Origin of the sequence: Bradyrhizobium sp. CCBAU 45394 (genome assembly GCF_028128655.1) — a bacterium.
Taxonomy (GTDB): domain Bacteria; phylum Pseudomonadota; class Alphaproteobacteria; order Rhizobiales; family Xanthobacteraceae; genus Bradyrhizobium; species Bradyrhizobium diazoefficiens.
In genome coordinates this window covers 70694-92871 of the sequence record NZ_LBIX01000012.1, presented here as the reverse complement: position 1 = coordinate 92871, position 22178 = coordinate 70694, and the positions used below count along the sequence as shown (strand labels likewise).

At 64.9% G+C, this 22178-nt stretch carries 23 protein-coding genes; 10 read left to right on the top strand and 13 right to left on the bottom strand.

The features are described 5' to 3' along the window. Positions 1–54: 54 nt before the first annotated feature. Both WN73_RS07605 and WN73_RS07600 read left to right on the top strand, forming a co-directional pair. Positions 55–438, top strand: coding sequence for a carboxymuconolactone decarboxylase family protein (locus WN73_RS07605; RefSeq protein WP_008567285.1), 384 nt, complete (start codon positions 55–57; stop codon positions 436–438). A gap of 214 nt (positions 439–652) precedes the next feature. Beyond that, positions 653–1561: an NAD(P)-dependent oxidoreductase gene (locus WN73_RS07600; protein WP_028173543.1), complete on the top strand. Its 909-nt coding sequence runs from the start codon at positions 653–655 to the stop codon at positions 1559–1561. 215 nt (positions 1562–1776) lie between these two features. Here the strand turns inward: WN73_RS07600 and lysA are convergent, their stop codons facing one another. From lysA to argH, 3 genes are all read right to left on the bottom strand, one after another. Continuing rightward, positions 1777–3042 (bottom strand): diaminopimelate decarboxylase, encoded by a 1266-nt coding sequence (gene lysA / locus WN73_RS07595; protein ID WP_011084201.1) that lies wholly within the window; start codon positions 3040–3042, stop codon positions 1777–1779. A gap of 23 nt (positions 3043–3065) precedes the next feature. Then, entirely contained in the window at positions 3066–3356 is a 291-nt protein-coding gene (gene lptM, locus WN73_RS07590) for an LPS translocon maturation chaperone LptM (protein ID WP_011084200.1), read from the bottom strand. Between the two features lie 94 nt (positions 3357–3450). Continuing rightward, on the bottom strand, positions 3451–4848 hold the full coding sequence (gene argH / locus WN73_RS07585) for an argininosuccinate lyase (RefSeq protein ID WP_060910114.1): 1398 nt from the start codon (positions 4846–4848) through the stop codon (positions 3451–3453). Between the two features lie 105 nt (positions 4849–4953). Between argH and tlpA the strand changes: the two genes are divergently transcribed. Then, positions 4954–5619: a thiol:disulfide interchange protein TlpA gene (gene tlpA / locus WN73_RS07580; protein WP_011084198.1), complete on the top strand. Its 666-nt coding sequence runs from the start codon at positions 4954–4956 to the stop codon at positions 5617–5619. A 5-nt stretch (positions 5620–5624) separates the two neighbouring features. On the opposite strand, the gene WN73_RS07575 is transcribed toward tlpA, so the two are convergent. The 6 genes from WN73_RS07575 to WN73_RS07550 form a co-directional block, all read right to left on the bottom strand. Beyond that, positions 5625–5819: a hypothetical protein gene (locus WN73_RS07575; RefSeq protein WP_038965352.1), complete on the bottom strand. Its 195-nt coding sequence runs from the start codon at positions 5817–5819 to the stop codon at positions 5625–5627. A gap of 165 nt (positions 5820–5984) precedes the next feature. Next, positions 5985–6866 (bottom strand): 3-hydroxybutyryl-CoA dehydrogenase, encoded by an 882-nt coding sequence (locus tag WN73_RS07570; protein ID WP_011084197.1) that lies wholly within the window; start codon positions 6864–6866, stop codon positions 5985–5987. A 207-nt stretch (positions 6867–7073) separates the two neighbouring features. Next, a complete protein-coding gene (locus WN73_RS07565; protein WP_271552219.1) occupies positions 7074–8018 on the bottom strand; it encodes an electron transfer flavoprotein subunit alpha/FixB family protein in 945 nt (314 codons plus the stop codon). Further along, a complete protein-coding gene (locus WN73_RS07560; protein WP_271552217.1) occupies positions 8018–8767 on the bottom strand; it encodes an electron transfer flavoprotein subunit beta/FixA family protein in 750 nt (249 codons plus the stop codon). The genes WN73_RS07565 and WN73_RS07560 overlap by 1 nt, the downstream gene beginning before the upstream one ends. A 126-nt stretch (positions 8768–8893) precedes the next feature. Beyond that, a complete protein-coding gene (locus tag WN73_RS07555) occupies positions 8894–9466 on the bottom strand; it encodes a cob(I)yrinic acid a,c-diamide adenosyltransferase (protein WP_271552215.1) in 573 nt (190 codons plus the stop codon). A 2-nt stretch (positions 9467–9468) separates the two neighbouring features. Then, entirely contained in the window at positions 9469–9663 is a 195-nt protein-coding gene (locus WN73_RS07550; protein WP_027544319.1) for a twin transmembrane helix small protein, read from the bottom strand. A gap of 334 nt (positions 9664–9997) precedes the next feature. Here WN73_RS07550 and WN73_RS07545 point away from each other — a divergent pair, with 334 nt between their 5' ends. Next, positions 9998–10891 (top strand): YihY/virulence factor BrkB family protein, encoded by an 894-nt coding sequence (locus WN73_RS07545; RefSeq protein WP_011084192.1) that lies wholly within the window; start codon positions 9998–10000, stop codon positions 10889–10891. Here WN73_RS07545 and WN73_RS07540 read toward each other — a convergent pair. Further along, positions 10818–12092, bottom strand: coding sequence for an ATP-binding protein (locus WN73_RS07540; protein WP_271552213.1), 1275 nt, complete (start codon positions 12090–12092; stop codon positions 10818–10820). The two genes, WN73_RS07545 and WN73_RS07540, sit on opposite strands and share 74 nt — an antisense overlap. Before the next feature lie 72 nt (positions 12093–12164). Then, entirely contained in the window at positions 12165–13070 is a 906-nt protein-coding gene (gene gluQRS, locus WN73_RS07535; protein ID WP_271552212.1) for a tRNA glutamyl-Q(34) synthetase GluQRS, read from the bottom strand. A gap of 178 nt (positions 13071–13248) precedes the next feature. Here gluQRS and WN73_RS07530 point away from each other — a divergent pair, with 178 nt between their 5' ends. From WN73_RS07530 to WN73_RS07510, 5 genes are all read left to right on the top strand, one after another. Next, on the top strand, positions 13249–13989 hold the full coding sequence (locus WN73_RS07530; protein ID WP_011084189.1) for a DNA-3-methyladenine glycosylase family protein: 741 nt from the start codon (positions 13249–13251) through the stop codon (positions 13987–13989). Continuing rightward, positions 13986–15071 (top strand): DUF2855 family protein, encoded by a 1086-nt coding sequence (locus tag WN73_RS07525; RefSeq protein ID WP_028173551.1) that lies wholly within the window; start codon positions 13986–13988, stop codon positions 15069–15071. The genes WN73_RS07530 and WN73_RS07525 overlap by 4 nt, the downstream gene beginning before the upstream one ends. A gap of 139 nt (positions 15072–15210) precedes the next feature. Next, on the top strand, positions 15211–16989 hold the full coding sequence (locus WN73_RS07520) for a flavin-containing monooxygenase (RefSeq protein ID WP_271552211.1): 1779 nt from the start codon (positions 15211–15213) through the stop codon (positions 16987–16989). A gap of 123 nt (positions 16990–17112) precedes the next feature. Beyond that, on the top strand, positions 17113–18087 hold the full coding sequence (locus tag WN73_RS07515) for a peptidyl-alpha-hydroxyglycine alpha-amidating lyase family protein (RefSeq protein WP_028173553.1): 975 nt from the start codon (positions 17113–17115) through the stop codon (positions 18085–18087). 215 nt (positions 18088–18302) lie between these two features. Next, positions 18303–18860 carry an HNH endonuclease gene (locus WN73_RS07510; protein WP_028173554.1) on the top strand — a complete coding sequence of 186 codons (558 nt, stop codon included), beginning with the start codon at positions 18303–18305 and terminating at the stop codon, positions 18858–18860. Between the two features lie 15 nt (positions 18861–18875). On the opposite strand, the gene WN73_RS07505 is transcribed toward WN73_RS07510, so the two are convergent. Then, entirely contained in the window at positions 18876–20339 is a 1464-nt protein-coding gene (locus WN73_RS07505) for a GH1 family beta-glucosidase (protein WP_271552210.1), read from the bottom strand. 2 nt (positions 20340–20341) lie between these two features. Further along, complete coding sequence (locus tag WN73_RS07500) at positions 20342–21343, bottom strand: glycoside hydrolase family 16 protein (protein WP_271552209.1); 1002 nt, start codon at positions 21341–21343, stop codon at positions 20342–20344. Between the two features lie 460 nt (positions 21344–21803). Here WN73_RS07500 and WN73_RS07495 point away from each other — a divergent pair, with 460 nt between their 5' ends. Then, positions 21804–22025, top strand: a complete 222-nt coding sequence (locus WN73_RS07495; protein ID WP_011084181.1) for a dodecin — start codon at positions 21804–21806, stop codon at positions 22023–22025. Positions 22026–22178 lie beyond the last annotated feature (153 nt).

Here is a 22178-nt window from a genome sequence, read left to right as displayed (position 1 = left end):
GTAATTTCCGCGCCGCCATCCAAGGGACATGCAAAGGGAAACGAAGGAAACGCCATGGACAAGAAGATGCACGACAAGGGCCTGGAAGTCCGCAAAGCGGTGCTGGGGGAAGCCTATGTCAACAACGCCCTGAAGAACGTCGACGACTTCAACCGTCCGTTCCAGGAGATGCTCAACGAATATTGCTGGGGCACGGTGTGGGGCCGCGAGGAGCTGCCGCGCAAGACCCGCAGCATGCTCAACATCGCGATGATCGCGATCCTCAACCGCCAGCACGAATTCCGTGCGCATCTGAAGGGCGCGCTCACCAACGGCGTCACCCGCGACGAGATCCGCGAGATCCTGATGCAGGTCGCGATCTACGGCGGCATGCCGGCCGCAGTCGACAGCTTTCGCATCGCGCGCGAGGTGTTCGCGGAGATTGATGGGAAGGCGTGAGGGCGTGTGAGTGAGGGACGCAACTCCCTCACCACGTCGTCCTGGCGAAAGCCAGGACCCATAACCACCAACCAATGTGGCTGCGGGGACTCGGAGTGACCTCTTCGCGCCACAACTCCTCCCTGGGGTAATGGGTCCTGGCTTTCGCCAGGACGACACTGAGGATGGGCGCGCGCCGATCAACCAACAACGAAGATCAACACAAGGAAACACCATGGACATCGGATTCATCGGCCTCGGAAACATGGGTTTCCCGATGGCGCGGCGCCTGATCGAGGCTGGCAACCGGCTCGTCGTGTTCGACACGCGCAAGGAGGTCGTGGACAAGCTCGTGGCGCGCGGTGCGACGCCGGCGACGTCGCCAAAGGACGTTGCCGATCAGGTCGAGACCGTGATGGCGAGCCTGCCCTCGCTGCAGGCTTCGCTCGAAGTTGCAACGGGGACGAACGGCGTGATCGAGGGGAGCCGCGTCAAGCGCTTCATCGATCTGTCCACCGTCGGCTCGACGATGGCTTCGAAGATTCACGGCCTGCTCGCCAAGCGCGACATCGTACAGATCGACTGCCCCGTCTCCGGCGGCGTCGGCGGCGCCGAGAAGGGCACGCTGGCGGTAATGGTGTCGGGGCCGAAGGCGGAGTTCGAGCTGCTCAAGCCGGCGCTCGATGTGATCGGAAAAGTGTTCTTCATCGGCGAGAAGCCGGGTGCCGCGCAGACCATGAAGCTCGCCAACAATTTCCTCTCGGCCACCGCGATCGTGGCGACGTCGGAGGCGGTCGTCATGGGTGTGAAGGCCGGGCTCGATCCCGCCGTGATGATCGACGTCATCAATGCCGGCTCGGGCATGAATACTGCGAGCCGCGACAAGTTTCCGCGCTCGGTGCTGCCGCGCACGTTCGATTTCGGCTTCGCCACGGGGCTGATGGTGAAGGACGTGCGCCTCGCGCTGGAGGAAATGAAGCAGCTCGGCCTGTCGATGGAGGTCGCGGACGCCGTGGGGCGCCTGTGGGAGACCGTGATCAGCGCGGAAGGCGCCGATTCCGATTTCACCGCGGCGATCAAGCCGATCGAGAAGAAGGCGGGGGTTGTGGTTGGGGGAAAGACGGGCGGTTTGGCGGGGAAGTAGTTTTCTCGCGCATCCCCTTTCCAGCTAGTCCTGGACAAGCGAGCGTAGCAAGCGCTGATCCAGGACCCATTACCACAGGGCGAGGTTTGGCGAAGACTCGTGGTTACCAGCCTCCCGCCAAAGTACTCCCTGGGGTAATGGGTCCTGGCTTTCGCCAGGACGACACCGAAATTGTCGAGGTTACGTCGCGTCTCACGATGAGATCACGACACGCCTCACAGCCACGGCGCCGGCGTGTCCATCGCGATCAGTTGCTCGACATCGATGCGCGGGCGAACCACGGCGTATTGGTCGTCCTTCACCAGCACCTCGGGCACCAGCGGCCGCGTGTTGTAGGTGCCGGCCTGCACCGCGCCATAGGCGCCGGCGGTCATGATGGCGAGGAGATCGCCCGCCTTCGGCGTCGGCAGCGTGCGGTCGAGCGCGAGATAGTCGCCGGTCTCGCAGACCGGCCCGACGACATCGGCCACCATCGTGGCCGCGTCCCGGGCCGGCTGCGTTACCGGCAGGATATCGTGATGGGCCTCATACAGCGTCGGGCGGATCAGATCGTTCATCGCAGCGTCGATGATGACGAAATTCTTGCCGTCGCCGTGCTTCACATAGATCACCTTGGCAACCAGGATGCCGGCATTGCCGACGATCATGCGGCCCGGCTCGAACATCAGCGTGCAGCCGAGATTATGGCTGACGCGCTTGACCATGGCGGCATAGGCATCGGGCGCCGGCGGCGCCTCGCGGTCCATGTAATAGGGAATGCCGAGGCCGCCGCCGAAATCGACATGCGAGATGTCGTGACCGTCGGCACGCAGCGTCTGCACGAATTCGGAAAGGATGCGAAACGCCGTCTCCATCTTGGACAGATCGGTGATCTGGCTACCGATATGCACGTCGGTGCCGGTCACCTGGATTCCAGGCAGCTTCGCCGCGCGCGCATAGACCTCGCGGGCATGCGCGATCGGGATGCCGAACTTGTTCTCGGACTTGCCGGTGGAGATCTTGGCATGCGTGCCGGCGTCGACATCGGGATTGACGCGCACGGAAATCCGCGCGGTCTTGCCCATCTCGGTCGCAAGGCGCGACAACAGCTCGAGCTCCGGCTCGGATTCGACGTTGAGGCAGAGGATGTCGGCGGCGAGCGCAGCGCGCAGCTCGTCTTCCGTCTTGCCGACGCCGGAGAACAGGATCTTGCGTGCGGGGATACCCGCGGCCAGAGCACGCTTCAATTCACCGCCGGAGACCACGTCGGCGCCGGCGCCAAGCCTGGCGAGCGTACGCAGCACCGACTGGTTGGAGTTCGCCTTCATGGCGTAGCAGACCAGCACCTTCTCGCCGGCGAAAGCATCGGCGAAGACGCGGTAATGCCGCTCCAGCGTCGCGGTCGAATAGCAATAGAACGGCGTGCCGACGGTTGCGGCCAGCTCGGACAGGTTCACCGCCTCGGCGTGCAGCACGCCGTTGCGGTAGTCGAAATGGTTCATGGCGTTGGCTCAGTTGCCCCAGCCTATTTGCTGGGTTGGTCGTCCAGGAGCGGGTCGAGAATAAACGGTTTCTTCTTGCCCTTGGACGCCGCGGGGGCGGCGTCGGCGGCGGAGCTGGGGTTGAACAGGCTCGGCGTCTTTTGGGCTGCGGTCTCGGTGTCGGTTGGAGCTGCGACGTTGGCCGTGGACGCGCCGGAGGCGGTCGGCGGCAGGTCGAGGGGACCTTTGCGGCCGCAGCCGGCAAGCGCGAGCGCCGTCAGGCTCAAGACAATGATGGCCCACCCCGAGCCGGCCGGGCGAAACTTTGACGTCACGACGAATTCCCCACTACGCGGGGCGCACCATACAGAGATTGGCGCGCTCTGGCGAGAGCCGGATGACCATGAAACATAAGCGAAATTTTGCCCCTCAGCCCAATTTTCGCTCTTTTTCCAGCCGCTTCGCCCAGCTCTTTGCCTGCGACGCCACGTTCTTCGGCGCGGTACCGCCGAAGCTGGTCCGGCTCTTCACCGACGATTCGACCGAGAGCACGCCGAGCACGTCCTTGGTGATCCTGGGCTCGATCGCCTGCATCTCCTTCAGCGGCAGCTCGTGCAGCGCCACGCCGCCCTCGGCGGCCTTGGCCACGATACGGCCGGTGACGTGGTGCGCCTCGCGGAACGGCATCTTCAGCGTCCGCACCAGCCAGTCGGCCAGATCCGTCGCGGTGGCATAGCCCTCGCCGGCGGCGGCCTTCATCTTGGCCTCATCGGGCGCGAGGTCGCGGACCATGCCGGTCATGGCGCGGATGGCGAGCGACAGCGCGGCAAAGCCCTCCATCGCGCCCTGCTTGTCCTCCTGCATGTCCTTTTGGTAGGCGAGCGGCAGGCCCTTCATCACGATCAGGAGACCGTTGAGCGCACCGATGACGCGGCCGGTCTTGGCGCGTACGAGCTCGGCGGCATCCGGGTTGCGCTTCTGCGGCATGATCGAGGAGCCGGTGGTGAACTTGTCGCTGAGGCGGATGAGGCCCACCAGCGGCGAGGTCCAGATCACGATCTCCTCGGCAAAGCGCGACATGTGCACGGCGCAGATGGAAGCCGCCGACAGCGTCTCCAGCACGAAGTCGCGGTCGGAGACCGCGTCGAGCGAGTTCGCCATCGGCCGGTCGAACAGAAGCGCCTTTGCGGTCGCGTGGCGGTCGATCGGGAACGAGGTGCCGGCAAGCGCGGCGGCGCCGAGCGGCGATTCGTTGAGCCGCTTGCGGGCGTCCTGGAAACGGCCGCGGTCGCGCGCGGCCATCTCGACATAGGCGAGCAAATGATGGCCGAAGGTCACGGGCTGCGCTGTCTGCAGATGCGTGAAGCCGGGCATCACGGTGCCGGCATGCTCCAGCGCGCGTTCCACCAGAGCCTGCTGGAACGCGGCGAGCGCGGCATCGGTCTCGTCGAGAACGTCGCGGACATAGAGACGGAAGTCGGTGGCGACCTGGTCGTTGCGCGAGCGCGCGGTGTGCAGCCGGCCGGCGGCGGGGCCGATCAGCTCGGACAGGCGGCTCTCGACATTCATGTGAATGTCCTCGAGCGCGCGCTTGAACGTGAAGCCGCCCTTGCCGATCTCTGACAAAATCGTGTCTAGACCCTTGCCGATATTTTTCGCATCAGAGGCCGTGATGATGCCCTGCGTGGCAAGCATCGCGGCGTGGGCCTTGGACGCGGCAATGTCCTGGGCATAGAGGTGACGATCGACGTCGATGGAGACGTTGATCTCTTCCATGATCTCATCGGGACGTTCCGAGAACCGGCCGCCCCACATCTTGTTGCTCATGATCCCCTGCTCACGCCTTGCTTGTCGCTGGTCACGTTTGCTGGCCGCCGCCAGCCGTATTAAGAGGCCCCTGATAGCCATATCTGCGACCGGATGACAAACGATATGCTCGACACGAAGCCCTCCGCCACGCGCCGGATCCCCCTCGTCATCGCCACCGTGGCGGTCGGCGGACTGGCCGGCTTCGCTGCGTTGTACGGGCTGGGCCTGAGCCGGGCGCCTACCGGCGATCCGGCCTGCCGGGCGGCAGTGGCTACGGCGCAAAAGATCGCCCCGCTCGCCCATGGCGAGGTGGCGGCGCTGACCATGGCGAGCGCGCCCCTGAAGCTGCCCGACCTCGCTTTCGAGGACGCCGACGGCAAGCCGAAGAAGCTGTCCGATTTCCGCGGCAAGACGCTGCTGGTGAACCTCTGGGCCACCTGGTGCGTGCCCTGTCGGAAGGAAATGCCGGCGCTGGACGAGCTCCAGGGCAAGCTTTCGGGCCCGAATTTCGAGGTGGTGGCGATCAATATCGACACCCGCGACCCCGAGAAGCCCAAGACCTTCCTGAAAGAGGCCAATTTGACCCGGCTCGGCTATTTCAACGACCAGAAAGCCAAGGTTTTCCAGGATCTTAAGGCCATAGGCCGGGCGCTCGGCATGCCGACCTCGGTGCTGGTCGACCCGCAGGGCTGCGAGATCGCGACGATCGCGGGACCGGCGGAATGGGCGAGCGAGGACGCGCTCAAGCTGATCCGGGCTGCGACGGGCAAGGCCGCCGCGGCGCTTTAAGGGTTTCAGGCCGTAACGTTGAGATTGCCGCCGACGCCGGGGCCGACATTGGCGAGCGAGGGTTGACCGGCGCCCATCAGCGTCAGGATGGTGGATTTCTCCATATCCATGTTCTGTTTGGTCAGCGTCGCCGCGATATTCGACTGCAACGCGCCTTGCTGAGCGGCCAGCATGGTGCTGACCATTGCCATCATGTCCATTACGCGAACCCTCGTACCGGCCGTAACCTAGGCGCGAGGGGTTAACGCGACATGAATTGTCACGGAGCCGTAGGGTGGGCAAAGCAAAGCGTGCCCACCAATCAGCATCCTAGTTGCGGAGACACGGTGGGCACGGCGCTTTGCGCCTTTTCCCACCCTACGACGTCAGCGCGTCGGAACCGGCTTGGCGCCGCGATAATCGTAGAAGCCGCGCTGGGTCTTGCGGCCGAGCCAGCCGGCCTCGACGTATTTCACCAATAGCGGGCACGGACGGTACTTGGAGTCGGCGAGGCCCTCGTGCAGCACCTGCATGATCGACAGGCAGGTATCGAGGCCGATGAAATCGGCAAGCTCGAGCGGACCCATCGGATGGTGCGCCCCGAGCTTCATCGCCGCGTCGATCGCCTCGACGTTGCCGACACCTTCGTACAGCGTGTAGATCGCCTCGTTGATCATCGGCAGCAGGATGCGGTTGACGATGAAGGCCGGGAAATCCTCGGAGACCGCGACCTGCTTGCCGAGCTTGGCGACGAATTCCTTGGACGCCTCGAAGGTCGCATCGTCGGTGGCGATGCCGCGGATCAGCTCCACCAGCTCCATCAGCGGCACCGGATTCATGAAGTGGATGCCGATGAAGCGCTCGGGCCGGTCGGTGGCGGCGGCAAGGCGCGTGATCGAGATCGAGGACGTATCCGAGGCGACGATCGCCTCGGGCTTCAACACGGCGCAGAGCTCGTGGAAGATCTTGCGCTTGACCTCTTCCTTCTCGACCGCGGTCTCGATCACGAGATCGCAGTCGGCGAGATCGTCGAGCTTCTCGGCGGCCACGATGCGCGACAGCGCCTTGGTCTTGGCCTCCTCGGTGACGACCTTCTTGGAGACCTGGCGGGCCAGATTGCCGTTGATGGTGGCCATGCCCGACTTGAGGCGATCGGCCGAAACGTCGTTGAGCACCACGTCGAAGCCAGCCAGCGCCGCAACATGCGCGATGCCATTGCCCATCTGCCCCGCGCCGATCACGCCGACCTTCTTGATCACTGCCGCCATAATGTCATCCACCGGAACGGCGCGCATATCGCGCCTGCCTATCCCCCAAGCCGGGAGGTCTGATTGATCAGAGCCTTGATTTAATCAGAACCTTGGCTCGAAACCTAGATTGGATCGCTCCCCCGGCGTGCCCCACGCCAAAGAAAACGCCTCAAAAATGAAACACCGGCCGGAGTGTATACCTCCGGCCGGTGTTTTGAACGGCTTTTACTTGCCGAGCTTGCCAAGTTCGGCCGTCAGCTCCGGAACCGCCTGGTAGAGGTCGGCGACCAGGCCGTAATCGGCGACCTGGAAGATCGGCGCGTCCTCGTCCTTGTTGATCGCCACGATCACCTTGGAGTCCTTCATGCCGGCCAGATGCTGGATCGCCCCGGAAATGCCCACCGCGACATAGAGCTCGGGGGCCACGACCTTGCCGGTCTGCCCAACCTGCCAGTCGTTCGGCGCATAGCCGGCGTCCACCGCCGCGCGCGAGGCACCGACGCCGGCGCCGAGCTTGTCGGCGAGGGGCTCGATGTATTTGGCGAAATTCTCGCGGCTCTGCATGGCACGGCCGCCGGAGACGATGATCTTCGCCGAGGTCAGCTCGGGACGGTCGCTCTTGGCGACCTCCTCGCCAACGAACGACGACAGGCCCGGATCGGCCGCAGCCTGAACGCTCTCGACCAGCGCGCTGCCGCCCTCGCCCGCTGCGGCGAAGGTGGAGGTCCGCACCGTGATGACCTTCTTGGCGTCCTTCGACTTCACCGTCTGGATGGCGTTGCCGGCATAGATCGGACGCTCGTAGGTATCGGGGGCGACCACCTTGATGATCTCCGAGACCTGCATGACGTCGAGCAGGGCTGCGACGCGCGGCATCACGTTCTTGAAGCGCGAGGTCGCGGGCGCGACGATCGCGTCATAGGACGGGGCCAGCGAGACGATCAGCGCGGCCAGCGGCTCGGCAAGATCGTGCGCGTAAAGCGCGCCATCGGCGAGCAGCACCTTCTTCACGCCCGCGAGCTTGGCGGCGGCATCCGCCGCGGCCTTGGCACCCTCGCCGGCCACCAGCACCTCGACGTCCGCGCCGAGCGCGGCGGCCGCGGTCAGGGCCTTGTTGGTCGCATCCTTCAACGACGCGTTGTCGTGTTCGGCAATCAGAAGCGTCGTCATCAGAGCACCCCGGCTTCGTTCTTGAGTTTCGACACCAGCTCGGCGACGTCCTTGACCTTGACGCCGGCCTTGCGGCCCGCCGGCTCGGTCGTCTTGAGAACCTCGAGGCGCGCAGTGACGTCGACGCCGTAATCGGCGACGGTCTTCTCCGCGATCGGCTTCTTCTTCGCCTTCATGATGTTGGGCAGCGAGGCATAGCGCGGCTCGTTGAGACGCAGGTCGGTTGTGACGATCGCCGGTCCCTTCAGCTTGACGGTCTGCAGACCGCCGTCGACTTCGCGGGTGACCTTGAAGTCGCTTCCATCGACCTCGAGCTTCGAGGCGAACGTCGCCTGCGACCAGCCGAGCAGCGCGGCCAGCATCTGGCCGGTCTGGTTGCTGTCGTCGTCGATCGCCTGCTTGCCGAGGATGATCAGGCCCGGCTGCTCTTCCTCAGCGACCTTCTTCAGGATCTTGGCGACGGCGAGCGGCTCGACGGTGCCCTCGGCCTTCACCAGGATGCCGCGATCGGCGCCCATGGCAAGACCGGTGCGGATCGTCTCCGACGCCTGCGCCGGTCCAATGGAAACCACCACGACCTCGGTGGCCTTGCCACCTTCCTTCAGGCGCAGCGCTTCCTCGACCGCGATTTCGTCGAACGGGTTCATCGACATCTTGACGTTGGCGAGTTCAACGCCCGATCCATCGCCCTTGACGCGGACCTTGACGTTGTAATCGACCACCCGCTTTACCGGCACTAAGACCTTCATCGATCCTCTTTCACTCAATTTGGGAGGGGGGTTATCAACTGGCGCGGAACCTAAAGGCCTGACCCGGCCCGGTCAACGCGCGAAGGGGCCAAATTTTAGACCTTAGAAATGCGCCGCTCCAATGGGTCAGCGGTTCTGGCCTGGAACCCAGAGCACGTCGCCGGCGCCGTTATGGTTGGCGGTGCGGCTGGCCACGAACAGGAAGTCCGACAGGCGATTCATATACTGGATACCAGCAGCGCCGACCGGCTCGCCCGGCTGGGCCGCCAGTTCCACCATCACGCGTTCCGCCCTGCGGCATATCGTGCGTGCGACATGGAGGTAGGCGGCAGCGGGCGTTCCCCCCGGCAGCACGAAGGAGGTGAGCGGCGCGAGCTTGTCGTTGAGCGCGTCGATGTCGTGCTCGAGCCGCTCGACCTGGCTTGCCACCACCCGCAGCCGTTCCACCTTGCCCTCACGCTCGGGCACGGCGAGGTCGGCGCCGAGATCGAACAGGTCGTTCTGGATGCGGCCGAGCATCGCATCGAACTCGGGCGCATCATGGGTATGGAGACGCACGACGCCGATCGCGGCATTGGTCTCGTCCACCGTGCCATAGGCCTCGATGCGCAAATCATACTTCGGACGGCGTTCGCCCGAGCCGAGCGCTGTCGTGCCGTCGTCACCAGTCTTCGTATAGATGCGATTCAGCACAACCATGTTCAACGCCCCATCGCCCAGACCGCGATCATGGCAATGACAATCGCCACGAACTGCAGCAGCACGCGCCAGCGCATCAGCTTCTGCGAGGTGTTGGGCGAGCCGCCGCGCATCATGTTGACGAGACCGAGCAGCAGCACCAACGCCACGGCACCGGCCGCCGCCGGCAGAATGAAAGTACTCAGGATAGATGCCATCGGGGGTAGATAACACCGTGCGCGCCGGTCCGCTATCTCCCCCCACCCGTCATTCCGGGGCGCGCCAACGGGTCGGCAACGCGGCCCGGTGGCGCGAGCCCGGAATCCATCAAGCAGCGTCACGCGCGGCGAAATGGATTCCGGGCTCGATGCTCCGGGTCGCGCTTTGCGCGGTCCCGTCACATCGCCCCGGAATGACGACTGGGTTGGTCGCCGATCTGGCTTTTAAGCCAATAATATCAGAAGCTAGCTGGATGATTTCTGATCTGCATAGGTCGCCTGTCTTCTTTGCCTCTCCCGGCAAGCGGGGAGATGGTATGCGCCGGGGCAAGCCGTGAAAGCCATCCGCTACATCTACGTCGTCGTGATGGATGCGTTCTACACGTTCCTGGCCGACGACGGCTGGGCGATCGCGAGCCACATCGCGCTGTCGACATTGATGGCGCTGTTCCCGTTCCTGATCGTGCTGACCTCGCTCGCCGGCTTCTTCGGTTCCAAGGAGCTCGCCGACCAGGCCGCCAGCCTGATGCTCGAGGTCTGGCCCAAGCAGGTCGCCGACAGCCTTTCCGGCGAGATCCACGACGTGCTGACCACGACCCGCACCGGCGTGCTGACCATCGGCGCGGCGCTGTCGGTCTATTTCGCCTCGAACGGCGTCGAGGCGCTCCGCGTCGCGCTCAACCGCGCCTATGCGGTGGTCGAGATGCGGCGCTGGTATTGGCTGCGGCTGGAATCGATCGGCTATACGCTGGTTGCGGCCTTCACCGCGCTTGCCATGGCGTTCCTGATCGTGCTCGGCCCACTCATCATCGAAGCGACGCGACGCCACATCCCGCTGTTCGTCGAGTCCAACGAGAGCATCCTCACCTGGCTGCGCTACGGCATCACCATCGGCGCGCTGGTGGTGGCGCTGATCATCCTGCATGCGTGGGTGCCGGCGGGGCGGCGCAGCTTCCTCCAGATCCTGCCCGGCATCGTCTTCACCATGGTGGCGTCGCTGATCTCGGGCATCGTGTTCGGGCAATATCTGGCGCGCTTCGCCAACAATTACGTGACGATGTATGCGGGGCTGGCCTCGGTGATCATCGCGCTGGTGTTTCTGTATTTCATCGCCGCGATCTTCGTCTACGGCGGCGAGCTCAACGCCGCGATCATCAAGTCGCGGCTACCTCACGGCGTGTCGCTTCAAGCAGCGCAGTCGCTAAAGCACGCGGAGACACGGGCTTGACCAGGAAGGCGTCGGCGCCCGCCTCGCGCGAGGCCGCCTCGTCCTCGCCGCGCCCGGAGACGCCGATGATGGGTATTTGAGCGAGCGGCGCCGGCATGGTGCGGATCCGTCGGATAGCCTCGACACCGTCGATGCCCGGCAGCACCATGTCCATCAGCACCGCGTCGAAGGCCCCCTGCGCGAGCCGGTTCACCGCGTCCTCGCCGCGCCCGATGAACTCGGCATGATGGCCGAGCTCGGTCAAAATGGTGTTGAGCACGACGCGACCGAACGGATTGTCCTCGACGCTGAGCACGCGCAGCGCGGCCGCCGCATCGGCCTCGGCTTCGCCCTTCGCCTTGCGGGACTTAGGCGATCCCGTCGCGTCCAGCGACACGGTCAATGTGAAGGTGGCGCCGCCGCCGCGCCGCGGTGCGACCGAGATGTCGCCACCCATCCCGCGCGCCAGCTGCTTCACCGAGGATAGCCCCAAGCCCGCGCCGCCGAAGCGCGAGGCGATGGTGACATTGGCCTGGGTGAACGGGCGGAACAGCCGCTTGATCTCGGCCATGGTCAGGCCGATGCCGCTGTCGGACACCGCGAAGGCGACGCCGACCCTGCCCTTCATCTTGTCGTTTTTCTTGCCTTTGGCCGGACGCCAAGGCGCGACCACGAGCGCCACGCCGCCCTGGTCGGTGAACTTCACCGCATTGTCGATGAGGTTCTCAAGTGCCGCGCGCAGGCGGACGGGATCGCCGACCACCAGCCCCGGCAGCTTTTCGGAGAGCTCGACCTGGGCCTGGAGGCCCTTGGCCGCGGCGCGCCCGGCGAGCGAATCGCCGGCGCTGCGGGCCAGCGCCCGCAGGTCGAACAGATCCTGCCGCAGCGCGCTGCCACCCTTCCCGGCCCCCTTGCCGCTTCGGGCGGCGTCCACGAACAGGGTGGCGAGGCTCGCCAGATGCTCGGCACCGGCCTTGATGGTGTCAGCCCAGCGCCGCTCCCGCTCCCCGAGATCCGAGGTCGCGAGCAGGTCGCTGATCGCGAGAATGCCGGTCAGGGGCGTGCGGACCTCATGGGCAAAGGCGGCAAGCGCCGCCTGGACCACGTCCGGCGCGACCACTTTGGTGGTGCGCTTGCGCACCTTTCCGGCCGCCCCGGACCGCTTCCGAGGCAATCGCCTGGACGTCCGCGTAGTGCGCGCTGGGCGCGTTTTCGCCGCCATAATTCCCCTTCGAAGTATCCCCTTCGAACCCCCGGGCCGTTAGTCGAGCATGGCACGGCGGAACCCCTGGAGTCACGGCGGTGTTTGGCTAAACCCCAGAGAAACTTCACCTAATCCCACCAGAGCGCGGATGCCGACGGGCGATGCACCGGCGTCGCGTAACTCCCGCAAGCCGGTCGAGCGGCTCGATTTCGACAGCTTCCGCCCGGCCTCATCCCGAATCAGGTCGTGGTGGCGGTAGGCGGGTTCCGGCAGGCCAAGCAGGGTTTGCAGCAGGCGGTGGACGGAGGTGGCGTGAAACAGGTCCTGGCCGCGCACCACCTCGCTGATCCCCTGGAGGCCGTCGTCGACGACCACGGACAAATGGTAGCTGGTCGGCGTCTCCTTGCGAGCCAGGATCACGTCTCCCCAGGCCTCCGGCCGCGCGGGAACGACGCCCCTCTCGCCCTCCGGCCCCTCGCCGAGCTCATTCCAGGCCAGACTGGCAACGCGCCGGCAGGCGGCCGCCATGTCGAGCCGGAGCGCATAGGGCGCGCCGGATGCGATCAACCGCGCCTGCTCGCCGGCGGACAGCGACTTGGCGTCTCCGGGATACAGCGGCGCGCCGTCGGGATCGCGCGGCCACGGCCCATCGGCCTCGCGCGCGGCCACAAGTCTTGCGATCTCGGCGCGGCTTTCGAAGGCGGGATAGACGAGGCCGAGCGCAGAGAGCTTTTCCAGCGCGGCGCGGTAATCGGAAAGATACTCCGACTGCCGGCGCACCGGTGTTTCCCAGGCAATGCCGAGCCAGGCGAGATCCTCGTAGATCGCCGCCTCGAACTCAGGCCGGCAGCGCGTCGCATCGATGTCCTCGATCCGCAGCAACAGCCGCCCGCCGGCCTCCCGCGCGCGGTCGAAGTTGAGCAACGCCGAATAGGCGTGGCCGAGATGCAGGAAGCCGTTCGGGCTCGGAGCAAATCGGAAAACGGGTGGCGACATATGACAGGATCTCGTGATGGCCGGGCTTGACCCGGCCATCCATCTTCCATGACTCTGTTACGATGGGAGATGGATGCGCGGGTCCCGCCTACGCCGAAGGCATCAACGGGCTTTTCGGTATTGGGCCAGCGCAGCTTTAGCAGAGACGGCAAGCCCGCGCATGACGAGTTAGGCCACAATGACCATCCACCTCGAAACCCAGTCCGATCTCGAAGAGGCCGTCCACGCGCTGGTGAAGCGCGATCCTCGGCTCAAGCCCGTGCTTGCGGCTGCGGGCATGCCGGCCTTGCGGCGACGCGAACCGGGCTTCCCCGGGCTCGCGCATATCGTCTGCGGGCAGCAGCTCTCGACCGCCAGCGCCGCGGCGATCTGGGGACGGCTGTCGGCCGCGTTAGATCCGTTCGATCATGAGGCGGTGGGCCGCGCGCGCACCGACCGGCTGGGACGGCTTGGCCTGTCCGCCGCCAAGATCAAGACGCTGAAACATCTTGCGCGCGAGATCACGGCGGAGCGGCTGAACCTCGACGTGCTCGCCGAGGAAGATGCCGACGCCGCGCATCACACGCTGATCTCGCTGCCCGGCATCGGACCGTGGACGGCGGACGTCTATCTCCTGTTTTGCCTCGGCCATGGCGATGCCTGGCCGGCCGGCGACCTCGCGGTGCAGGAGGGCATCAAGATCGGCCTCGGCCTTCAGGCACGGCCGACGGAGAAGCAGATGGTGCCGCTCGCCGAACCCTGGCGTCCGCTGCGCGGCGCGGCGGCGCATCTGTGGTGGAGCTATTACCGCGCGGTGAAGAAACGCGAGGGCGTGCTCGCGGGCGAGGCGAACGCCGTTTTAAACAATGTTGCTGTTGCAAAGCCCTCACAGGTGAAAGAGAAGATGCCGGCACGAAAAAAGCCGGGACCTTCGCCATGACCTCGACCGACTTCGTCGTTGCGCGCAACGATCTCGAGCAGTGCAAGCTGATCGAGACCGCCATTCCGGATGCAGCCGCGCTGCCGGCGGATGCGCTGCTGGTGAAGGTCGAGCGCTTCGCGCTCACCGCCAACAACATCACCTATGCCGTGATGGGCGACGAGCTGAAATACTGGCAGATCTTTCCGGCGCCGCAGGGTTTTGGCAACATTCCGGTATGGGGTTTTGGCGAGGTGATCGCCTCGAAACATCCCGGCGTCGCCGCCGGCGAGCGGTTGTTCGGCTATTTTCCGATGGCGACACATCTCGTCATCGAAGCCACGGACGTCAGCAAGCGCGGCTTGCGCGACGGGGCTGCGCATCGGCAAGGCGTGGCGCCGGTCTACAATCTCTACTCCCGCGTCACCGGCGACCCCGCCTACGCAGGCCGGCAGGGCGACTACCAGGCGCTATTGCGACCGCTGTTCATGCTGTCGTTCCTGGTCGACGACTTCCTCGCCGAGAACGATGATTTTGGCGCGCGGACCGTGCTGCTGTCGAGCGCCTCGAGTAAGACCGCGTTCGGCCTTGCGCATCTGTTGCACACACGCGGCCGCAAGGTGATCGGCCTGACCTCAGCCGGTAATACCGGCTTCGTGACGTCGCTCGGATGTTACGACGAGGTCGTCACCTATGACCGCGTGACGTCCTTGCCATCGAATGCGCCGGTCGCCTTCGTCGACATGGCCGGCAGCAGCGCCCTGCGCGCCGAACTGCACCGGCATTTTGGCGACCAGATGAAATGCTCGGTGCGCGTCGGTTTGACACATCGCGCCACCGAGGCCGACGAAGGAGCCCTGCCCGGCGCAAAACCGCGCTGGTTCTTCGCGCCGGACCATATTCGCAAGCGGACGAAGGATTGGGGGCCTGGCGGCATCGAGCAGCGCTTTGGCGCGGCATGGTCGGGCTTCGCGCCGCTGCTGGAGAAATGCCTGCGTGTGATCGAGAGCCGCGGGCCGGAGGCGGTGCAGCGCATTTATCTCGACACGTTGAAGGGGCGCATTCCGCCCGAGCAGGGCCATATGCTCTCGCTGCTCGGGTAAAGCGCTTTTGACATCGGCTGATCCAGTATAGCGTTCGACCTCTATTATTATTGGAGCATGATCTCTTCGGAAAACCGCTACACACTTTTCCGGATCATGCTCCAGAGGAAACGCCGCGAAGACGGCCACGAGGTCGCGAATGCTGGACAGGACGAAGGATATTTCCGTCGCCGCGCAGGCCTGGCTCGATGAATTCGCGGGCGCGCTAGGCAACCCGGAACCCGCCACCGCGCTGGACCTCCTCTTCCTCCCCGACAGCTTTTGGCGCGATGTGCTGGCGCTGAGCTGGAACTTGCAAACGCTGGCCGGCCGCAGCGCAATCGCGCAGGCGTTGGCCGCGCTCGCGTCCGGGGCTGCACCGACCCATTTCGAGATCGCACCGAACCGTGCGCCACCGCGCTGGGTGACGCGCGCCGGCACCAGCAACATCGAAGCCATCTTCAATTTCGAGACCGCGCTCGGCCGCGGCAGCGGCATCCTGCGGCTCGTGCCTGATAGCACCGACGGTGACCGGTTGAAGGCGTGGACGCTGCTGACCGCGCTCGACGAACTCAAAGGCTTCGAGGAACAGCTCGGCACGTCACGGCCGCGCGGCCAGGCCTATTCGCGCGATTTCCGCGGGCCGAACTGGCTCGACCAGCGCAACACGTCGCGCGACTACGCCGATCGCGACCCGGCCGTGCTGGTGGTCGGCGGCGGCCAGGCCGGGCTCGCCATCGCGGCACGGCTGAAGCAGTTGAAGGTCGATACCTTGATCGTCGATCGCGAGGCGCGGATCGGCGACAATTGGCGCAAGCGCTATCACGCGCTCACCCTGCACAACCAAGTGCAGGTCAATCACCTGCCCTACATGCCGTTCCCTGCGAACTGGCCGGTCTATATCCCCAAGGACAAGCTCGCCAACTGGTTCGAAGCCTATGTCGATGCCATGGAGCTGAACTTCTGGACCGGCACCGAGTTCGAGGGCGGCGCTTACGACGAGGCGAAAGGCCGCTGGACCGTCACGCTGCGCCGCGCGGACGGCGGCAAGCGCACCATGTATCCGCGCCATGTGGTGATGGCGACCGGCGTCAGCGGCATCGCCAATGTTCCTCACATCCCAACGCTCGAGAATTTCAGGGGTACGCTGGTGCATTCCAGCCGCTACGAGGACGGCGAAAACTGGACAGGCAAGCGCGCCATCGTCATCGGCACCGGCAACAGCGGCCACGACATCGCGCAAGACCTCCACTCCAGCGGCGCCGAGGTGACCCTGGTGCAGCGCTCGCCGACGCTGGTCACCAATATCGAGCCGTCGGCGCAGTTGGCCTATGCGACCTACAATGAGGGCACGCTCGAGGACAACGATCTGATCGCGACCTCGATGCCGACGCCGCTGGCGAAGAAGACCCATGTGATGCTGACGGAGCAGTCGAAGGAGCTCGACAGGGAGCTGCTCGACGGCCTCTCCCGCGTCGGCTTCAAGCTCGATTTCGGCGAGGCCGGCACCGGCTGGCAGTTCAAATACCTCACCCGCGGCGGCGGTTATTGTTTCAACGTCGGCTGCTCCAACCTCATCGCCGAGGGGGCGATCAAGCTCAGGCAGTTTTCCGACATCGAAAGCTTCGTCGCCGAGGGCGTTCGGATGAAGGACGGCACGACCATTCCGGCCGACCTGATCGTGCTCTCGACCGGCTACAAGCCGCAGGAATATCTGGTGCGAAAGCTGTTCGGCGATGGCGTCGCCGATCGCGTCGGCCCGGTCTGGGGATTTGGCGAAGGCTTCGAGCTGCGCAACATGTATGCGCGCACGAAGCAGCCCGGCCTCTGGTTCATCGCCGGCAGCCTCGCGCAGTGCCGGATCAACTCGAAATATCTCGCGCTCCAGATCAAGGCCATCGAGGAAGGGATTTTGGGGCGTGAGGTGGATACAAGGTAACACACACGTCATTCCGGGGCGCGCGTAGCGCGAGCCCGGAATCCATCTACCCCCGGGATATGCGGCCCGATGGATTCCGGGTTCACGCTACGCGCGCCCCGGAATGACAAGAGGAGAAACCCAATGCCAGCCATTCTCGGCACCGGCGAGCACCGCTACCGCGTCGTCGAAAACTTCGCGAAACTTCCGGACGGCTGGCAGCTCACCGACGTCGCCGCGGTCGCGGTCGACAGCCTCGACCGCGTCTATGTCTTCAACCGCGGCGCCCATCCGATGGTGGTGCTGGATCGCGAGGGCAATTTCCTGCGCAGTTGGGGCGAGGGCCTGTTCTCGCGCGCGCACGGCCTGCACATCGATGCCGACGACAATCTCTACTGCACCGACGACGGCGACCATACCGTGCGCAAATGCACCAGCGACGGCAAGGTGCTGCTGACGATCGGGATCCCCGCAAAGCCGGCGCCGTTCATGAGCGGCGAGCCGTTCCACCGCTGCACCCACACCGCATTGTCGCCGAAAGGCGAGATCTATGTCTCCGACGGCTATGGCAATGCGCGCGTGCACAAGTTCACGCCGGACGGCAAGCTGATCAAGAGCTGGGGCGAGCCCGGCACCGACCCCGGCCAGTTCAACATCGTGCACAACATCGCCACCGATTCCGATGGCTGGGTCTACGTCGCCGACCGCGAGAACCATCGCGTGCAGGTGTTCAATGGCGAGGGCAAATACGAGACGCAGTGGAACAACCTGCACCGGCCCTGCGCGCTGTGCTGCTGCGGCGGCAGGAGCCCGACCTTCGTGATCGGCGAGCTGGGCCCCGGCCTCGATATCAACCGCAATGTGCCCAATCTCGGCCCGCGGCTGTCGATCGTGGACGCCAAGGGAAATCACATCGCGCGGCTCGGCGGCGAGGAAGGTCCGGGTGTGGCCAGCGGCAAATTCCTGGCCCCCCACGGCATCGCGCTGGACTCGAAGGGCGACATCTACGTCGGCGAGGTCGGTGTCACCAACTGGGCGACAAGCTTCCCGGACCAGGAGATGCCGGCCGTCGTGCGCGCAACCCGGTGCTTGCAGAAGCTGGAACGGGTACGGGAGTAGCCGCCGCGGCAAGCCACGACGCGCCGCCAAAGGCGGTTCCGCGCCAGTTGCCGGCCCCGCCCCGAATCGCGGCGTTTTTGAGCGCTTTTGCCACCCCGCCGCCGCATTGCCTGCGCCTGAATAAGTCGCTCAACGGGCTTCACAATCCCGTCACGCTGCATGTAGTATGTCAATACATGCTGCTTCGCAGCGTACATGGAGGCCGGGAGCGTTACTTGAACGCACATGTCTCGCAAGGCAGTTGGCCGGTGTTGGTGCTGAATGCGGACTTCCGGCCGCTGAGTTACTATCCACTGTCTCTGTGGTCGTGGCAGGACGCGATCAAGGCGGTGTTCCTCGACCGCGTCAACATCGTCGCGCATTACGATCAGGCGGTCCGAAGTCCCACGCTGGAAATGCAGCTGCCAAGCGTGGTCTCGCTCAAATCCTTCGTCAAGCCGACCACCCACCCCGCCTTCACCCGGTTCAACGTCTTCCTGCGCGATCGTTTCGCCTGCCAATATTGCGGCTCGCCCGAAGACCTCACCTTCGATCACATCATCCCGCGCAGCAAGGGCGGCCAGACCACCTGGGAAAACGTGGTCGCGGCGTGCTCGCCCTGTAATCTGCGCAAGGGCAACCTTACGCCTGCGCAAGCCAAGATGTTTCCGCGCCAGAGCGCCTTCGCGCCGACCGTGCACCAGCTCCACCGCAACGGCCGCATGTTCCCGCCGAACTACCTGCACGACAGCTGGCTGGACTATCTCTACTGGGATACCGAACTGGATCCGTAGGGTCGGCGCGCAACCTCAAACCCCGATCGCGTTCCTCGCCACCACGTCGCGATAGAACGCCGCGCTCAGTTTCGCGACCCTCGCCTGCGTCTCGAAGTCGACCCGGTAGAGGCCGAAGCGTTTGCCGTAGCCAAAAATCCACTCGAAATTGTCCATCAGGCTCCAGAGGAAATAACCGCGGATCGGCACGCCCTCGGCGACGGCGCGCTGCATCTGGGTCAGATAGTTGCGCAGGAACATGATGCGGTCGAGGTCGTAGACCTGGCCGTCGGCGGCGATCCTATCCTCGGACGAGGTGCCGTTCTCGCTGATGTAGATGGTCTCGATGTTCCAGATCTTCGCGGCAAGGCGCGGCGCCCAGTAGATCACTTCGGGGCCGACCCGCAGCCATTCCGAATTCATGTGCGGGAACGAGGTGGGGAACGGCAGCACGTGGAAGCCGGGCGCGCGGTCGGAGGCGGTGACATAGAACTGCGGCGCGTAGATGTTGAGGCCGACGAAGTCGGTCGGCGCACCGATGATCTTCAACTCCTCGGCGGTGAATTTCGGCGCGTCCGCGCCGGCGTAGGCGAGGAAGCCGTCGGTATATCTGCCCTCCAGCACCACGCCGAGGAAGCCGGCATTAAGCTCGCGCGTCGCGATCTCGGCGGCACGGATGTTTTCCGCCGTTGCGATCGCCGGCACGCAGGCCGCGATGTTCTCGGCTGCGCCAACCCTTGTGCCGGCGCGCCCCGAGGCGCGAATCGCCTGCACCGCAAGCCCGTGCGCCAGCGCGACGTGATGGCGGGCCTGGTTCAGCTGCACCGCCGGCAGCTTGAGGCCGGGCGCGTCGATGCCCCAGCCATAGCCGAAATTCACGAAGCGCCCGACCTCGTTCACGGTGAAGACGTTCTTGACGCGATCGGTCAGGCGTGCGGCGACGTACGCAGCGTAGTCGGCAAAGGCCTTCGAGGTGTCGCTCGACTGCCAGCCGCCGACGCGGTCCTGGAGCGCCTGCGGCAGGTCCCAGTGATAGAGCGTCGCATAAGGCTCGATGCCGCTCGCAAGCAGCTCGTCGACGAGGCGGTTGTAGAAATCGAGCCCCTTGGGATTGGGTTGACCCGTCCCATCAGGAAACACCCGCGGCCAAGCGATCGAGAAGCGGTAGGCCTTGACGCCGAGCGCCTTGATCAGCGCGACGTCCTCCCTGTAGCGGTGATAGTGCTCGTTGGCGCGGTCGCCGGTGGAGCCGTCCTCGATCTTGCCGGGCGTGTGGCTGAAAACGTCCCAGATCGATTTGCCGCGGCCGTCCTCGTTGACGGCGCCTTCGATCTGGTAGGAAGAGGTCGCCGTGCCCCATAGGAAATCCTTGGGGAAAGGCGCACCGCGCCCGGCCGATGCTGGCGTTTCGCTCTCCGCAGCGCCGACGCCCGTCGCTGCTCCCAACGCGGCAAGGCCCGCCAGTTTGGCAAAATGACGCCGCGAGAAATCCGCTGACATATCTATCTCCGCGCCTGCTCCATATCGATCTGATAGGCGGAAATCCGGTCGATCTCGAATGCGACGCTCGGCGGCGATTGCGCATCGACGGGACCGACGCCGACGAAGAACTTCGAGCCGATCGCGAGATTGACGATCAGGTACATGGGATCGTCAAAGCCGATCGGCACCTTGATGTCGGAGACCGGCTTGCGGTCGATGAAGTAGACCAGGCGATCCTCCTCCCACAGCACACCGTAATTGTGGAATGTGCTCGAAGCGTCGCCGACCGCGAAGTCGAAGCCGCAGGACTGGATCTTCTGGGTCGACGGAATCCGCCAATGCGTCGTCATCACGAGATCGCCAGGCCGCTCGCCGCGGCCTTCCAGCACATCGACCTCCGGCGGCCAGCCGCCGTCGTCCGCCAGCATCCAGAACGCAGGCCACACCGCATGACCGACCGGGACCTTGGCGCGGATTTCGAAATAGCCGTGCTTCTGCGCGAACCTGCCCTGCGTGGTCAGGATCCCGGAGATGTACTCGTTGTTGAACAGAACGGACTTAAATTCCTGCGGCGTGCGGCTCGCGACGATCGAGAGCACGCCGTCCTTCACCTTGAACGGATCAAGCCCGAGCGGCGCCGATGCGCGCCCCGTGTAGCGCGGATCGACATAGATCTGCTGCTCGCCATTGGCGCTGGTCTTGCGCTTGAAGTCGGAGCCGTCGCCGCCCCAATAGCGCGCCTCCGGCCACGCCGCACCGCCGGCATAGTGCGGCACCCAGCGTCCGCCCGACAGCGGGTGCTCGTCGAAATCCTCGTTGAACGTCCGCCGCAACGGCAGGAACATCAGCGAGGCAGGATTGACCGTTTCGAGCTTGCGGCATTCGATCATCGACGGATCGGTCGTCACTTGCAGCGACATGGTGCCGGGCGCGCCGTCGAGATCGTCCTGCACTGCGCCGATCGCGGGCACGGCGGACAGACTGATTGCGACCAGAGCGCTCTTCGTCCAACGGCCGATCATCGCTGCACATCGAAGGTATAAGGAAGCGGATTGAGGCTAACGCGCCCGCATTGGCGCGAGCAAGAGCGGCCATGCGGCGGCGCACGAATTTGAGGGTACCGCCCGCAGGCGGGAGCCATATTTTCGTGCACTTGCACAAACCGGGAACCAGCGGTGGGCGGGCCGGCGCTCCGTCAGGTTCGAGGTCGCCGGCGGCATATGGCTTCAGGCCCTGGACCAATCCACCGCAATACGACTGCTGACGGCGCCGCTCGCATTTCTGTCGGTCGGCATCGGCTATCTCTTCTTCACCGCGGCAACACTCGCGGGCGCGGCCTGCTCCACCTTGGCTGGCGCATGCGGGCCATCACGGAGCACGGAACCCGAAGCGCGGGCGTCCGTTCAATCTAGAGGCCCAACGCTCTCGAATACACTGCGGGAGCGGTATCCGGGCCCGTCAAAGCACAGGGGAAGACGCGCCATGCCCACAGCCGAGAAAGATCACGTCTACAAGATCCTGGAACTGGTCGGATCGTCCGAGACCTCGATCGAGGATGCGATCAAGAACGCGGTCAGCCGCGCCGCCAAGACCATCCGCGAGATGAAATGGTTCGAGGTGGTGCAGACGCGCGGCCACATCGAGAACAACGCCGTGCGCCATTACCAGGTGACGCTGCGCGTCGGGTTTACGCTGGAGGAGTGAGGCAGGAACGCCGGGCGGATCCGGCGTGAGGTCAGCGTGGTTAACATCAGCCGACGATAACCCGTCGAAACATCGAGGACCGGTTCCGGCCGAATACGGGATTCGCACAATCAGCGCGGATGACGCAACAGGCCGTTAAGGCGAAAGTGAGAG